The organism is Streptomyces sp. WELS2 (genome assembly GCF_013870595.1).
Taxonomy (GTDB): Bacteria; Actinomycetota; Actinomycetes; order Streptomycetales; family Streptomycetaceae; genus Streptomyces.
The window spans coordinates 1-12,675 of the sequence record NZ_JACBWZ010000110.1; the positions used below are offsets into that span (position 1 = coordinate 1).

At 72.3% G+C, this 12,675-nt stretch carries 13 protein-coding genes; 4 read left to right on the forward strand and 9 right to left on the reverse strand.

What is annotated here, in order from left to right; translation table 11 throughout:
- Nucleotides 1–30: 30 nt before the first annotated feature.
- From pxpB to H5J33_RS09910, 3 genes are all read right to left on the reverse strand, one after another.
- On the reverse strand, nucleotides 31–648 hold the full coding sequence (gene pxpB / locus H5J33_RS09900; protein ID WP_181794512.1) for a 5-oxoprolinase subunit PxpB: 618 nt from the start codon (nucleotides 646–648) through the stop codon (nucleotides 31–33).
- Entirely contained in the window at nucleotides 645–1,403 is a 759-nt protein-coding gene (locus H5J33_RS09905) for a LamB/YcsF family protein (RefSeq protein WP_181794513.1), read from the reverse strand. The genes pxpB and H5J33_RS09905 overlap by 4 nt, the downstream gene beginning before the upstream one ends.
- Before the next feature lie 110 nt (nucleotides 1,404–1,513).
- Nucleotides 1,514–2,836, reverse strand: a complete 1,323-nt coding sequence (locus tag H5J33_RS09910; RefSeq protein ID WP_181794514.1) for an MFS transporter — start codon at nucleotides 2,834–2,836, stop codon at nucleotides 1,514–1,516.
- 127 nt (nucleotides 2,837–2,963) lie between these two features.
- Between H5J33_RS09910 and H5J33_RS09915 the strand changes: the two genes are divergently transcribed.
- The gene (locus H5J33_RS09915; RefSeq protein ID WP_181794515.1) at nucleotides 2,964–3,671 is read left to right on the forward strand and encodes a GntR family transcriptional regulator; all 708 of its coding nucleotides are present in this window, start codon (nucleotides 2,964–2,966) and stop codon (nucleotides 3,669–3,671) included.
- A gap of 404 nt (nucleotides 3,672–4,075) precedes the next feature.
- Nucleotides 4,076–4,447, forward strand: a complete 372-nt coding sequence (locus tag H5J33_RS38650) for a hypothetical protein (protein WP_181794516.1) — start codon at nucleotides 4,076–4,078, stop codon at nucleotides 4,445–4,447.
- Nucleotides 4,448–4,452: 5 nt separating this feature from the next.
- On the opposite strand, the gene H5J33_RS09925 is transcribed toward H5J33_RS38650, so the two are convergent.
- Genes H5J33_RS09925 through H5J33_RS09935 form a run of 3 tightly spaced genes read right to left on the reverse strand, consistent with a single transcriptional unit; the run spans nucleotide 4,453 to nucleotide 7,309 of the window.
- Nucleotides 4,453–5,646, reverse strand: coding sequence for a dipeptidase (locus H5J33_RS09925; protein ID WP_181794517.1), 1,194 nt, complete (start codon nucleotides 5,644–5,646; stop codon nucleotides 4,453–4,455).
- 5 nt (nucleotides 5,647–5,651) lie between these two features.
- Nucleotides 5,652–6,173, reverse strand: a complete 522-nt coding sequence (gene purE / locus H5J33_RS09930; protein ID WP_181794518.1) for a 5-(carboxyamino)imidazole ribonucleotide mutase — start codon at nucleotides 6,171–6,173, stop codon at nucleotides 5,652–5,654.
- Nucleotides 6,170–7,309, reverse strand: coding sequence for a 5-(carboxyamino)imidazole ribonucleotide synthase (locus H5J33_RS09935; RefSeq protein ID WP_181794519.1), 1,140 nt, complete (start codon nucleotides 7,307–7,309; stop codon nucleotides 6,170–6,172). Before H5J33_RS09935 ends, purE begins: the two co-directional genes overlap by 4 nt.
- Nucleotides 7,310–7,502: 193 nt before the next feature.
- Here H5J33_RS09935 and H5J33_RS09940 point away from each other — a divergent pair, with 193 nt between their 5' ends.
- Nucleotides 7,503–8,006: a GtrA family protein gene (locus H5J33_RS09940; RefSeq protein ID WP_181794520.1), complete on the forward strand. Its 504-nt coding sequence runs from the start codon at nucleotides 7,503–7,505 to the stop codon at nucleotides 8,004–8,006.
- A gap of 47 nt (nucleotides 8,007–8,053) precedes the next feature.
- Here H5J33_RS09940 and H5J33_RS09945 read toward each other — a convergent pair whose 3' ends face one another.
- Together H5J33_RS09945 and H5J33_RS09950 are read right to left on the reverse strand one after the other, a co-directional pair.
- Nucleotides 8,054–9,328, reverse strand: a complete 1,275-nt coding sequence (locus H5J33_RS09945) for a HAMP domain-containing histidine kinase (protein ID WP_181794521.1) — start codon at nucleotides 9,326–9,328, stop codon at nucleotides 8,054–8,056.
- A gap of 32 nt (nucleotides 9,329–9,360) precedes the next feature.
- On the reverse strand, nucleotides 9,361–10,038 hold the full coding sequence (locus H5J33_RS09950) for a response regulator transcription factor (RefSeq protein WP_030615631.1): 678 nt from the start codon (nucleotides 10,036–10,038) through the stop codon (nucleotides 9,361–9,363).
- Between the two features lie 527 nt (nucleotides 10,039–10,565).
- Here H5J33_RS09950 and H5J33_RS09955 point away from each other — a divergent pair.
- On the forward strand, nucleotides 10,566–12,071 hold the full coding sequence (locus H5J33_RS09955) for a peptide MFS transporter (protein ID WP_181794522.1): 1,506 nt from the start codon (nucleotides 10,566–10,568) through the stop codon (nucleotides 12,069–12,071).
- 101 nt (nucleotides 12,072–12,172) lie between these two features.
- Here the strand turns inward: H5J33_RS09955 and H5J33_RS09960 are convergent.
- Nucleotides 12,173–12,675 (reverse strand): ATP-binding protein (locus H5J33_RS09960; protein WP_258564985.1); only part of this gene is annotated, 503 nt, incomplete at its 5' end.

Genomic DNA, 12,675 nt, shown 5'->3' on the forward strand with positions numbered 1-12,675 from the left:
TCGGCCGCCGCTTCCCGTTCGCCCTCCCCGTCACGTGTCCCCCAGCGGTACGAACCGTACCCGCGCCCCCGGGGTCAGCAGCGCGGCCGGTGTGCGCGTGTGGTCCCACAGCACCGCGTCCGTCGTGCCGATCAGCTGCCAGCCGCCGGGGGAGGAACGCGGGTACACCCCCGTGTACGGCCCGGCGAGCGCGACGGCGCCCGCGGGGACCGCCGTGCGCGGGGTGGCACGGCGCGGGACGGCGTAGCGGTCCGGCAGCCCGGTGAGGTAGCCGAAGCCCGGGGCGAAGCCGCAGAAGGCCACCGTGAACTCGGTACCGGAGTGGATGCGGACCGCCTCCCGCTCGCTCACCCCCCAGTACCCGGCGACCACCGCGAGGTCCGGGCCGTCGTAGCGCACGGGCAGTTCGATCAGCTCGCGCGCGCGGGAGGGCGCCTGCGGGATCCGCGAGGTGGTCAGTTCCGCCGCCCAGCGGTCCTGGTCGGCCAGCCCGTCGAGCAGGACCGTACGGGCCGCGGGGACGATCTCCCGCACGCTGAGCGAGCCCTCCGCGCGGCGGCGCAGCAGCATCGCGTGCAGGGCCTGCGCCTCCTCTCCGGATGCCACCTCCACGAGAAGCGCGTCGTCGCCCACCGGAAGCGCCCTCACGCGAACGCCTCCACCCGCACGCCCGCCGCCTCCAGCCGCTCGCGCACCCGGCGGGCCAGATCCACCGCGCCGGGCGTGTCCCCGTGCAGGCACAACGACCGGGCGCGCACCAGGATGCGCGCGCCGGAGTGCGCGATGACCGTGCCGGAGCGCGCCAGGCTCACCGAGCGCTGCACGACCGTGTCCGGGTCGGTCACCACGGCGCCCTCCCGGCCGCGCGGCACCAGCGTGCCCTCGTCGGTGTACGCGCGGTCCGCGAAGGCCTCCGGAACGGCCGGCAGCCCGGCCTCGGCGGCCAGCTCCAGCAACCGCGAGCCGGGCAGGCCCAGCACCGGCAGCGAGGCGTCCGCGAGCCGCACCCCGTCGATCACCGCCCGGGCCTGCTCCACGTCGTGCACCACCCGGTTGTAGAGCGCGCCGTGCGGCTTGACGTACGCCACGCGCGCTCCCGCCGCCCGGGCGAACACCTCCAGGGCGCCGATCTGGTAGGCCACCTCGGCCGCCAGCTCGTCGGGCGGCACGTCCATCGCGCGCCGTCCGAAGCCGGCCAGGTCCCGGTAGGAGACCTGCGCGCCGATCGTCACGCCGCGCTCGGCCGCCAGGTCGCACACCCGGCGCATGGTGGACGCGTCCCCCGCGTGGAAGCCGCAGGCCACGTTGGCGCTGGTGACGACGGACAACAGCGCCTCGTCATCGGTCAGCCGCCAGCGCCCGAAGCCCTCGCCGAGGTCGGCGTTCAGATCGATCGCGGTCATGGTGTCCTCGTGTCTCCGGTGTCTCGTGCGGGCCGCCCGTCCGGCTGTTGCCTACGGCGGTCGCCCGCGGTGGTCCGCGTGAGCCGGGCGGTCCGGCCGCCCGGCGGGTCTCAGGCCAGCTCCCTCCCGCGGGTCTCCGGCAGCCCCAGCAGGGCCAGCGCGGCGACGCCGTAGCCGATCGCGCCGAAGACCAGCGCGCCCCCGACCCCCCAACTGTCCGCGAGGAACCCGACCACGGTCGGGAACACCGCGCCCACCGCACGGCCCGTGTTGTACGTGAAGCCCTGCCCGGTGCCGCGCACCGCCGTCGGGTACAGCTCGCTCAGGTAGGAGCCGAAACCGCTGAAGATGGCCGACATGCAGAAACCGAGCGGGAACCCGAGCACCAGCAGCAGGGTGCCGGCGCCGTGCGGGATGTTCGCGTACGCCAGGATGCACAGCGCCGACAGCAGCGCGAACAGCCAGATGTTGTTGCGCCGGCCCAGCCGGTCGGTCAGCACCCCGCCGGTCAGGTAGCCGAGGAAGGCACCGGAGATCAGGAAGGCCAGATAGCCGCCGGTGCCCACCACCGACAGGCCGCGTTCCGACTTCAGGTACGTCGGCACCCAGGTCGCCAGCGTGTAGTAGCCGCCCTGCACGCCCGTCGACAGCAGGCTCGCCAGGAGTGTCGTGCGCAGCAGGCCCGGCACGCCGTCGCGGCCGGGGCGGAAGACGGCCGCGAACGAGCCGCGCCCCTGGTCCTGTTCCCGGGCCGCCGTCGCCGTGGGCGCGTCGTGCACCCGGCGCCGCAGCCACACCACGAGCAGCGCCGGCAGCGCCCCGGTCCAGAACATCACCCGCCAGGCCAGGTCCTCGTCGACGAAGGAGAAGACCAGCGTGTAGACCACCGCCGCCAGCCCCCAGCCGACCGCCCACGCGCTCTGGACCGCGCCGAGCGTACGGCCCCGGTGACGCGCGCCCGCGTACTCGGCGACCAGGATCGCGCCGACCGCCCACTCGCCGCCGAAGCCGAGGCCCTGGAGGGCGCGGAAGACCAGCAGCGTCTCGTAGCCGGGCGCGAAGCCGCAGGCGACCGTGAACACGGCGTACGTGACCACCGTGATCATCAGCGCCCGGACCCGGCCGACCCGGTCCGCGACCACGCCGGCCACGGCGCCGCCGGCCGCCGAGACCACCAGCGTCACCGTGGTGAACAGACCGGTCTGGCCGCTGTCGAGGCCGAAGTACGCCGCGAGCGCCACCATGCTCAGCGGCAGGGTGAAGTAGTCGTACGAATCCAGGGCGTATCCGCCGAAGGCTCCGGTGAACGCGCGCCGGCCGCGCGGGCCGAGGGCGTGCAGCCAGCCGAACGCGCCGTCCTCGCCCGCCCGTTCACCCGCCGCCGACCGTATGTCGGCGGAGGGACCGGACCGGGGCGGTGGGGTCGTGCTCATGGGCACCTCGCAGAAGAGGGACGGAGAGTGCTGGGAAGTGAGCCGCGTCGAGCAACGTAGAGGATCGTTCAACAATCCCTCAATACCCATGTTGTTTCGTTCTGATGTCTGCGCTTGAATTCCGGGCATGGCAGAGCAGCTGACGGGACTGGCCGGCGACCGTGTCCTCCTGGGCCGCACCAGCACGGCGGAGCGGGTCGCCGACATCCTCAGGAGCCGCATAGCCGAGGGCTACTTCCCGCCCGGCACCCGGCTGTCGGAGGACAGCATCGGCGGGGCCCTCGGCGTCTCCCGCAACACCCTGCGCGAGGCGTTCCGGCTGCTCACCCACGAGCGGCTGCTGATCCACGAACTCAACCGGGGCGTCTTCGTCAGGGTCCTGACAGTCGAGGACGTGGAGGACATCCACCGCACGCGCGCGCTGGTCGAGTGCGCCGTCGTCCGCGGTCTCGGCGCGCCGCCGTACCGGCTCGGCGGGCTGGTCTCGGCGGTCGAGGAAGGGCACACGGCCGCCGCGGACAACGACTGGAAGGGCGTGGGCACCGCCAACATCCACTTCCACCGGGAGCTGGTCGCCCTGTCCGGCAGCGAACGCACCGACGAGCTGATGCGCACCGTCTTCGCCGAGCTGCGGCTGGCCTTCCACGTGGTCGACGACCCGCGCCGGCTGCACGAGCCCTACCTCCACCGCAACGCCGAAATCCTGTGGGCGCTCCAGGCCGGGGACACGAACGGCGCGGAACGGCTCCTGGAGACCTACCTCGCGGACTCCCTGGAACGGGTCGTCGAGGTCTACCGGCGCCGCGTGGGCGAGGACACGACCGGGACCTCTTGAGCGACGCGGTCGGCTCCTCCTGAGGGACGCGGCCGTGCCTTCCCGCGCCGACGCGGCCCGTCCCGCTCGCACCGGTGCGGCCGGTCTCGCGCGAACCCCCGTGGCCGGCCCTGTCCGAACCGAAGCGGCGCGCCCTGCTCGAACCCACGTCGTCGGCCCCGTTTGAACCGACTGAACCGACTGAACCGACGCGGTCGTCCCTGCTCGAACCCACGCGTCCGGGCCGCTCGAACCGGCGCGGTCGTCCCTGCTCGAACCGACGCGGCGGACCCACTCGAACCCGCGCGTCCGGCCCCGCTCCAACCCCCGCGGCGCCCCCGCTCGAACCGGCGTGGCACGCTCTCTTCCGTCTCTGTGACGGCCGTCGCTTCTGAGCCGTTTGGGTCGATGTCAGACCCGCCGACGTGCCCGGCGCGCATCCGGGGCAGGTCCGTGTCGACGGCGGCCTCGCCCAGCTGGAGGTCGTGACCGGGCAGGTGGCGCAGCGCCCAGGGCAGGCCGCTGTAGCCGTCGGCGACCGGGTGCCCGGCGAGCAGGGCACGGGCCCGCTCCAGCAGGTCCCCGGCCGGCGGGAGGCGGAAGGGGTCGTCCGGCAGGCCGTCTTCCTCGCCGACCTCGGTCGTGCGGGGGGTGTCGTCCTGGAGGTCGGCCATGGCGGGCTCCGTACGTCGTCGGCGGCGACGCCGGTCGTGAGCTGCGACGGGCTGTGGCCGGCGTACCGACACGGTCGCACGGAGCGGGCGGGACCTCCTGGTGAGCGGGGCGTTCGGGGGTAACCCGGTCAGCTCTCGCCGGGGGTGCCGTCCAGTTCCCCGATGGTGGCGAGGGAGGGGCCGCGGGTGGCCTGGAGACCTCGGGCCACGTCCTCCGCCGCGCCCAGCACCCGTACCGCGTTCCGCCAGGTGAGCTTGGCCAGGTCGGTGCGGGACCAGCCGCGGTCGAGCAGCTCGGCGAGGAGGTTCGGGTAGCCGGATACGTCGTCCAGGCCGTCCGGGGTGAACGCGGTGCCGTCGTAGTCGCCGCCGATGCCCACGTGGTCGATGCCGGCCACCTCGCGCATGTGGTCCAGGTGGTCGGCCACCACGGACACCGTGGCGACCGGGCGCGGGTGGCGCTCCTCGAAGGCGCGGTGCAGCCGCATCGCCTCGGGGCTGGTGTCCAGGTGGTGCAGACCGTGGGCGCGCAGGTTGTCGTCGGCGGCGGCCGTCCAGTCGACGGCGGCCTGGAGCACGAACTTGGGCACGAACGTCACCATCGCCACGCCGCCGTTGGCGGGCAGCCGCTCCAGGACGTCGTCGGGGATGTTGCGCGGGTGGTCGCAGACCGCGCGGGCGGAGGAGTGCGAGAAGATCACCGGCGCGGCGGAGGCGTCCAGCGCGTCCCGCATGGTGGTGGCGGCCACGTGGGAGAGGTCGACCAGCATGCCGAGCCGGTTCATCTCCCCGACCACCTCGCGGCCGAAGGCGGTCAGGCCGCCGGCCCTCGGCTCGTCGGTCGCGGAGTCCGCCCAGTCCACGTTGGTGTTGTGGGTGAGCGTCATGTAGCGCACGCCGAGCGCGTGCAGGGCGCGCAGGGTGCCCAGGGAGTTGGCGATGGAGTGGCCGCCCTCGGCGCCCATGAGGGAGGCGATACGGCCCTCGGCGCGGGCCGTCTCCAGGTCGGCGGCGCTCCGCGCGGGCGCCAGGTCCGCCGGGTAGCGCTCCAGCATCCGGCGGACGCAGTCGATCTGTTCCAGGGTGGCCGCGACCGGGTCCGGCTGCTCGGCCGGCACGAACACCGACCAGTACTGGGCGCCGACCCCGCCCGCGCGCAGCCGCGGCAGGTCGGTGTGCAGCCGGTCGCGGCGGTCCCCGGCGATGTCCAGGGCGTCGAGGTCGTAGCGGACCTGCTCGCGCAGCGCCCACGGCAGGTCGTTGTGACCGTCCACGACCGGGAACTCGCGCAGCAGCTCCCGGGCCTCCTCCAGCGCGCCCATGCCGGTCACTTCCCGAAGCCGAAGCCGCTCGCGCCCTCGACCTTGGCGCGCAGCCGCTTGCCCTTCTCGCTGGCCTGGTCGTTCAGGTCCTGCTGGAAGTCGCGCATCCGGTGCAGCAGGTCCTCGTCGTGCGCGGCGAGGATCCGGGCCGCGAGCAGACCGGCGTTGCGGGCGCCGGCGACGGAGACCGTGGCGACCGGGACGCCGGCCGGCATCTGCACGATGGACAGCAGCGAGTCCATGCCGTCCAGGTACTTCAGCGGCACGGGCACGCCGATGACCGGCAGCGGGGTGACGGAGGCGAGCATGCCGGGCAGGTGGGCGGCGCCGCCCGCGCCCGCGATGATCACCTTCAGTCCGCGGTCGGCGGCCTGCTCGCCGTAGGTGATCATCTCGCGGGGCATGCGGTGCGCGGAGACGACGTCGACCTCGTAGGCGATCTCGAACTCGTCCAGGGCCTTGGCGGCGCCCTCCATGACGGGCCAGTCCGAGTCCGACCCCATGACGATGCCTACAACTGGGCTCATTCGGTGATCGTGCCTCTCAGGTAGCCGGCTGCGTGACGGGCGCGCTCCAGCACGTCGTCCAGGTCGTCGCCGTAGGTGTTGACGTGTCCGACCTTGCGGCCGGGCTTCACGTCCTTGCCGTACATGTGGATCTTGAGCTTGGGGTCCCGGGCCATGCAGTGCAAGTACGCGGAGTACATGTCCGGGAAGTCGCCGCCCAGGACGTTGACCATGACGGTCCACTTGGCGCGCGGACGCGGGTCGCCCAGCGGCAGGTCCAGGACCGCGCGGACGTGGTTGGCGAACTGCGAGGTGACCGCGCCGTCCATGGACCAGTGGCCGGAGTTGTGCGGGCGCATCGCCAGTTCGTTGACCAGGACGCGGCCGTCGCGGGTCTGGAACAGCTCGACGGCGAGGTGCCCGACGACGTCCAGTTCCTTGGCGATGGTCAGGGCCAGCCGCTCGGCGTGCAGGGCCAGCTCCTCGGGCAGGTCCGGGGCGGGCGCGATCACGGTGTCGCAGACGCCGTCCACCTGCCGGGACTCCACCACCGGGTAGGCGACGGCCTGGCCGTGCGGGGAGCGGACGACGTTGGCGGCCAGCTCGCGGACGTAGTCGACCTTCTCCTCGGCGAGGACGGGGACACCGGCGCGGAACGGCTCGGCCGCCTCCTCGGCGTTCTCCACGACCCACACGCCCTTGCCGTCGTAGCCGCCGCGGACCGTCTTCAGGACGACGGGGAAACCCTCGCCCTCGGCCGCGAACCGCACCACGTCCTCGGGATCGGCCACGATCCGGTGCCGGGGGCACGGGATGCCGATCGAGTCGAGCTTCGCGCGCATCACGCCCTTGTCCTGGGCGTGCACCAGTGCGTCGGGCCCCGGGCGCACGGCGATGCCGTCCGCCTCCAGGGCCCGTAGGTGCTCGGTGGGCACGTGCTCGTGATCGAAGGTGATCACGTCGCATCCGCGCGCGAACTCGCGCAGCGTGTCCAGGTCGCGGTAGTCGCCGATGACGACATCGCTCACGACCTGCGCCGCGGAATCCTGAGGGGTGTCACTGAGAAGCTTGAACCTGATGCCCAACGGGATGCCCGCCTCGTGCGTCATACGCGCGAGCTGCCCCCCGCCGACCATGCCGACTACCGGGAACGTCACCCCCCTAGCGTATCGGCCGCGCGGGGGAGCCCGGTCCGCCTCCCCCGGGGAACTCTTACCCGACGCTTTCCCGCCTCTTTCCGGCCGGTTTTCCGGTCGGTTTCCCGGCTGTGGGCCGGTCCATGGGCGCGCCGGGGCCCGCGCGGCTAGCATGGCGGGGTTGTCGAACCCTACCGACGGGAGCTGCCCAGCCATGGAACCTCGTTCCGCGAGGCTGCAACGGCTCGTACGCGAGATGGTCAAATTCGGCGCCGTCGGCGGGGCCGGGGTCCTCGTGAACCTCGGTGTCTTCAACCTGGTCCGGAACACGTCGGACCTGCCGGTGGTCCGGGCGAGCGTCATCGCGACCGTCGTGGCCATCGTCTTCAACTACGTCGGCTTCCGGTACTGGACGTACCGCGACCGCGACAAGGGCGGGCGCACCCGGGAACTGGTGCTGTTCCTGCTGTTCAGCGCGGCCGGCCTGGTGATCGAGAACGGCGTGCTGTACCTGGCGACGTACGGCTTCGGCTGGGACACCCCGCTGCAGAGCAACGTCTTCAAGTTCGTCGGCATCGGTGTGGCGACGCTGTTCCGGTTCTGGTCCTACCGCACCTGGGTGTTCCGTGCGCTGCCGGCCGGGGAGGCCGTGGCGGGTGCGGAATCGATTCTGAAGCAGGAGCCGCGGCGGCCCGCGCCCCGGCAGCGCGTGCCGTAGGGGCTTCCGGGCGCGGGGCCGGTTCCGCAGCGGTCGCCACGTCACCGTCAGCGGACCGTCGCCCGGTCCTCCTCGTCCGTCTTGGGCGCCGGGGGCGTACGGGAGAGGAACAGGCCGAAGACCGGGGGCTGCGCCTGGAGCAGCTCCAGACGGCCGCCGTCGGCCTCCGCGAGGTCCCGCGCGACGGCCAGGCCGATGCCCGTGGAGTTCCGCCCGCTGATCGTCCGCTCGAAGATCCGCGCGCCGAGGTCGGCCGGCACCCCCGGCCCCTCGTCGGTCACCTCGATCACCGCCTGGTTGCCGGTGACCCGGGTGCGCAGGGCCACCGTGCCGCCGCCGTGCATCAGCGAGTTCTCGATCAGCGCGGCCAGCACCTGGGCGACCGCGCCCGGCGTGCCCACCGCCGTCAGGTGCCGCTTGCCGGAGCTGACGATGGCCCGGCCGGCGCTGCGGTAGGCGGGCCGCCACTCGGCGAGCTGCTGCTGGATGACCTCGTCCAGGTCGAAGGCGACCGCGGAGCCGGTGCGCGGGTCGCGCGAGTTGGTCAGCAGCCGCTCCACCACGTCGGTCAGCCGCTCCACCTGCGTCAGCGCGATGGTGGCCTCCTCCTTCACCGTCTCCGGGTCGTCGGTGAGGGTGATCTCCTCCAGCCGCATGGACAGGGCGGTGAGCGGGGTGCGCAGCTGGTGGGAGGCGTCGGCCGCGAGGCGCCGCTCGGCGGTCAGCATGCGCGCGATCCGCTCGGCGGAGGAGTCCAGCACATCGGCGACCCGGTCCAGCTCGGGCACGCCGTACCGCTTGTGCCGCGGGCGCGGGTCGCCGGAGCCGAGGCGTTCGGCGGTCTCGGCCAGGTCGGTCAGCGGGGAGGCGAGCCGGCCCGCCTGCCGCAGGGCGAGCAGCACGGCCGCGACCACCGCGAGCAGCGCGACCAGCCCGATGATCAGCAGGGTCCGGCCGACCTCGCGGGTCACCGCGGAGCGGGGCTCCTCGACGGTGACCGTCTCGCCCTCCTCGCCGCGCTGCGTGGAGTGGATGGTGTCGCCCTCGGGCTTCTCGCCGATCTCTATGGGCGCCTTGCCGGGCATGCGGATGACCGCGTACTGGTCCTTGCTGACCGGGTTGCGCAGCACGTCCGCGTTGACGTTCTCCGCGGCCAGCAGCCGGCTGTCCACGATGCTGGCCAGCCGCACCGCCTCCGACTCGACCCGTTCCTGGGCGCTGTTGCCGATGGTCCGGGTCTCGACGATGACGAGCGAGACACCGAAGACGGCGATCACCACCAGCACGACGGCGAGGGTGGACTGGATGAGACGTCGACGCATGGTCCGTTACCCGAGGTGTTCGCCGGCCCGGCTCAGCTCTTCTCGAAGCGGAAGCCCACGCCGCGCACCGTGGCGATGTACCGGGGGTTCGCCGCGTCGTCGCCGAGCTTCTTGCGCAGCCAGGAGATGTGCATGTCGAGGGTCTTGGTCGACGACCACCAGGTGGTGTCCCAGACCTCGCGCATCAGCTGGTCCCGGGTGACCACCCGGCCGGCGTCCCGCACCAGCACCCGCAGCAGGTCGAACTCCTTGGCGGTCAGCTGGAGCTCCTCGTCGCCCATCCACGCGCGGTGCGACTCCACGTCGATGCGCACCCCGTGGGTGGCCGGCGGCTGCTGCGGCTCGGCGGACCCGCGCCGCAGCAGCGCCCGCACCCGGGCGAGCAGTTCGGCGAGCCGGAAGGGCTTGGTGACGTAGTCGTCGGCGCCCGCGTCGAGGCCGACGACGGTGTCCACCTCGTCGGCCCGCGCGGTCAGGATGAGGATCGGCACGGTGTGGCCGTCGGCCCGCAGCCGGCGGGCGACCTCCAGGCCGTCCATGCCGGGCAGGCCCAGGTCCAGCACGACCAGGTCGACGCCGCCCTGCATTCCGGCGTCGAGCGCGGCGGGTCCGTCCTCGCGCACCTCGACCTCGTAACCTTCCCGGCGCAGGGCGCGGGCCAGCGGCTCCGAGATGGACGCGTCGTCCTCGGCGAGCAGTACACGGGTCATGAGGTGATGGTAGTCCGCCCGTCCACGGTGCCGGGGCGTGATCGCTTTCCCGGCCTCTTACCTTTGTTACCCGGCTGGTACGAACCATTGACCTGGGGATGGGATCGTAGGAGAGACCTTCGAAACCCGTCGCGCGGTTCCCGCGACACCTGTGATCCGCGTCTCAAGTCCTTCCATATCCGGCAGTGTCCTGCCGTATGGTGACCTGAACGCCTGTAGTACGCACCGGGGACCTTTGGCGGGCAGTCGACGCTGAAGGTCTCTTTTGTGTACGGGCTGATCGATCAGCCTTGAAAGGAATGACCTCTGGCCGGGCTCCGGGCGCAGCGACGCGTGTGGGGCGTGGATCCCGGTGGTCGCCGTCCGCCGCCTCCGTGATCCGGAGGCGGACTCCCCCTGGGCGTGGGGGTGGACGACCGACCCGCCGGTGCCGGCCGCACCCCCACCGGGCGCGCAACTCCCCCAAGCTCGGCTCCGCCGAGCAGGGGGGACACCCACCCGCGCGTCCCGACCAGCAAGGAACGACCATGGCGTCCAGCCTGACGAAGGACTCGGTCCGACCGGGCACCCCCGGTTCCGAGAAGACGTTCTTCGGCCACCCCCGCGGACTGGCCACTCTCTTCATGACCGAGATGTGGGAGCGCTTCTCCTACTACGGCATGAGGGCCCTGCTCCCGCTGTACCTGGTGGCCCCGGGTGGCCTGCACCTCAGCGGTGGCACGGCGAGCGCGATCTACGCGGTGTACCTGTCGCTCGTGTACCTGCTCGCCCTGCCCGGCGGCTGGTTCGCCGACCGTCTGCTCGGCCCGCGCAAGACGGTCGCCGTCGCGGGCGCGGTCATCATGCTGGGCCACCTGTGCCTGGCGGTCCCCTTCGCCGCGAGCTTCTACGTCGGCCTGGTGCTCGTCGCCATCGGCTCGGGTCTGCTGAAGGCCAACATCTCGACCATGGTCGGCCACCTGTACAAGGGTCCGGAGGACCCGCGCCGCGACGGTGGCTTCACGCTCTTCTACATCGGCATCAACCTCGGCGCCTTCGTCGCCCCGCTGGTCATCGGCACCATCGGCGAGAACGTCAACTGGCACCTGGGCTTCGCGCTGGCCGCGCTCGGCATGGCGCTGGGTCTGACCCAGTACCTGCTGGGCGGCCGTCACCTGAACCCGAAGAGCAGCGAGGTCCCGACCCCGCTGACCGCCGAGGAGAAGGCCGCCACGCTGCGCAAGGGCCTGATCTGGCTGGCTGTCGCCGCGGTGTTCTACGGCGTCGTCGGCGGCACCGGTCACTTCACCCTGAACTGGGCGCTGATCCCGCTCACCGTCATCGGTCTGATCGTGCCGATCCTGGTCATCGCCAAGATCATGCGGGACAAGGACCTGGACGCGGGCGAGCGCTCGAAGGTGTCGGCGTACATCTGGTTCTTCGTGGCCGCGGCCGTCTTCTGGATGATCTACGACCAGGGCGGCTCGACCCTGTCGCTGTTCGCCAAGGACAGCGCCGAGAACTCGGTCCTCGGCTGGGACTTCCCGGTCTCCTGGTACCAGTCGGTCAACCCGGTCCTGATCATGGCGCTGGCGCCGGTCTTCGCCTGGCTGTGGCTGTGGCTGAACCGGCGCGGCAAGGAGCCGAGCACGATCGTGAAGTTCTCCTCCGGTCTGGTGCTGGTCGGTGTGTCCTTCTTCGTCTTCCTCGCCCCGCTGTCGGTGGCGGAGGGCGGTCACAAGGCCGCGGCGCTGTGGCTGGTGGCGATCTACTTCGTGCAGACCGTCGGTGAGCTGACGCTGTCCCCGGTGGGTCTGTCGGTGACCACGAAGATGGCGCCGCAGAAGTACGCATCCCAGATGATGGGCGTCTGGTTCCTCGCGGTGACCGCGGGCGACTCCGTCACCGCCCTGCTGTCCAACCCGGCCGTCGGCGGCGTCAACCTCGACAAGAAGGGCTTCGTCGCCCTGGAGGCCGTGCTCGCCGTGATCGCGGGTGTCGCGGTGTGGATGTACCGCAACAAGGTCAAGAAGCTGATGGGCAACGTCAACTAGTCCGTCCGGTCCGTCGGGACCGAGCCAGGAGGGCCGCCGCACCCCGTCGGGTACGGCGGCCCTCCGTCTGTACGCCCTCGTTCGTCAGGCGCCGCCTTCGGTCAGGCCGGCGCGCCCAGTTCCGCCCACACCGTCTTGCCCGGCATGCCGGTGATCCGGATGACGCCCCAGTCCAGGCACAGCCGCTGCACGATGAACATGCCGTGGCCGCCGGGCCGGCCGGCCCGGTGCGGGGTGCGCGGGGCCGGCTGGCCGGCGCCCCGGTCCGAGACCTCCACCCGGATCACCTTGTTGTCGCAGGTGAGCCGCAGTTCGTCGGGGCCCTCGGCGTGCAGGCAGGCGTTGGTGACCAGTTCGGAGACGACGAGCAGCACGTCCTCGGCGGCGGCCCGCCGGTCGGCGGTGGCGGCGGGCAGCCAGTCCCACGCGTACAGCGCCTGGCGGGTGAAGTCGCGGGCGAGCGGGACGACCCCGCTCTCGCCTTCCAGGCGGAGTCTGCGCACCTGCCGTTCGCGGCTGCGCGGGGTGCCGTCGGACGGCACGGACGGCGCGGACGGCGGCCCCGGGACTGGCCGTTGAACAGGACGGTCACCAAGCGGGAGGA